The organism is Limnospira sp. PMC 1279.21 (genome assembly GCF_032349615.1).
Taxonomy (GTDB): domain Bacteria; phylum Cyanobacteriota; class Cyanobacteriia; order Cyanobacteriales; family Microcoleaceae; genus Limnospira; species Limnospira fusiformis.
Genome location: NZ_JARPLU010000357.1, coordinates 1 through 1,728 on the forward strand (window position 1 = coordinate 1; position 1,728 = coordinate 1,728).

The window sequence follows — 1,728 nt, forward strand, 5'->3', positions numbered from 1 at the left end:
GGCATTGCAGCCTTATTTGACTCCTAAACGTTTCGCACTATGTGGTCTAGTTTAACGAAGGTCTCAGATGAGACGACTCCTGAATAGTAGTTTGACCATCCCCTTATGATTGGGTTTAGTCTGCTAATCAGGGCTGATTGAGGTGCTGTTTTATGTTGTTCAATTACACCTTTTATCACTTCAATATGGGATTTAACTGCCTTTTTGCTGGGTTTGATGTGGGTTTTAAATCCCAACATTTTATGTGGGGTCTTGTTAAATAGGAAGCCTCCTTTTCTTCTTCCCCTACTTTTTCCAGATTTATATTTTCCTACTGGATATTGCCTGATATTGAATCCTAGAAAGTCAAATCCTGGTTCTTCTGTTTTGCCGTTATACTCAATGGGATTGAGCGTATGGCAAATTCGAGTCTTTTCAGGTTTTATTTCTAGTCCTACAGGTTTTAGCCATTCGGAAATGGCAATTTTGCACTGTTCAATGATTCTTAGGTCTTTGGATATGACCACGAAATCATCGGCGTATCTTATTAGGTTGACCTGGAAGTTTGTTCCTATATTAGGATACATTTTCTTACCTAACCTTTCCATTCCATCCAGTGCGATGTTGGCTAGGAGTGGACTTATTACCCCTCCTTGGGGTGTCCCTGCTTCTGTATCCTCGAATACGCCGTTATCCAAGACACCCGCTTTGAGCCATGATTTCAGGTCTCTTTTTAGACTGCTTGGACAATGAATTTTGGACAGAAGGTAATCATGGTTTATTCGGTCAAAACATTTAGCTATATCTGCATCCAGAACGTAATAACCTCCTTTGTTGATACTCTGAAAGATTCTGGATATTGCATCATGGGCAGACCTTCCAGGTCTGAATCCATAGCTAGTGCCTTCAAATCTCGATTCCCATTCAGGTTCGAGAGCCGACTTAACCAAGGCTTGCCTCGCTCTATCTTGGATTGTGGGTATTCCCAGGGGGCGTTTTTCATCCCTTCCAGGTTTTGGAATCCACACCCGTCGCAGTGGTTTTGCTTTGAGGTTTCTTTTAATATTCTCAACAAGTTCAAACCTTTGCCTTGGTGAGATTGCTCTCATTCCATCGACACCGGCTGTTTTTTTGCCTTGATTATCTTGGGTCACTCGCCGCACTGCTAAGAGTCGGGCATAATATGATTTCACCAATAGACGTTGCAACCTTCTTGCCTTTGCATCCTGTCCCGATTTAGCTGCTTGAAATATCCTCTTTTGGAGCTTGAAAACTTTTCTCTGAACTTTCGCCCAGGGAATAGCTTTCGATACAAACGCACGTCTTGATTGGTTTTGATTTCTCAAATCCTTTCTTTAAACTCGCTTTCGTCATAGTAACTCCTACTAGACTCTATTCTTTACAATCAAACCGTGACCCGTTAGCATATCCCTACCATTACAGTTGGGCGTTGGCTTCTGGTCACATCTCACATCCTCTAAGACTTGCGGTTACACTTATCCCTACTGATATCTCGACCAGATATTCAGAGTCTAAGAGGACTTAAAACGTTCCGTTTATATGGGCATTCCATCTTTAGATTTGTCCTATCCACCGGGGTACTTTAAAGGTCTGTGTAGGTGTTTTATAGAGAACCCTACTTTTCCCCTTACTCTTTTGAGCGCAGCGTATCAACCTGTTTCGCTGCGGATTGATGACGATGGTTCAAGCCGGACATTCGGTTTCCCTAATCATGGATGGTTGGCAGTG

General features: G+C 42.5%; 2 pseudogenes. One reads left to right on the forward strand and one right to left on the reverse strand.

The features are described from left to right. Positions 1-35 precede the first annotated feature (35 nt). Positions 36-1,353: pseudogene (gene ltrA / locus P5683_RS24520) on the reverse strand (group II intron reverse transcriptase/maturase); the annotation flags it as partial. Positions 1,354-1,539: 186 nt separating this feature from the next. Here ltrA and P5683_RS24525 point away from each other — a divergent pair. Then, positions 1,540-1,728, forward strand: a pseudogene (locus P5683_RS24525) (hypothetical protein); the annotation flags it as partial.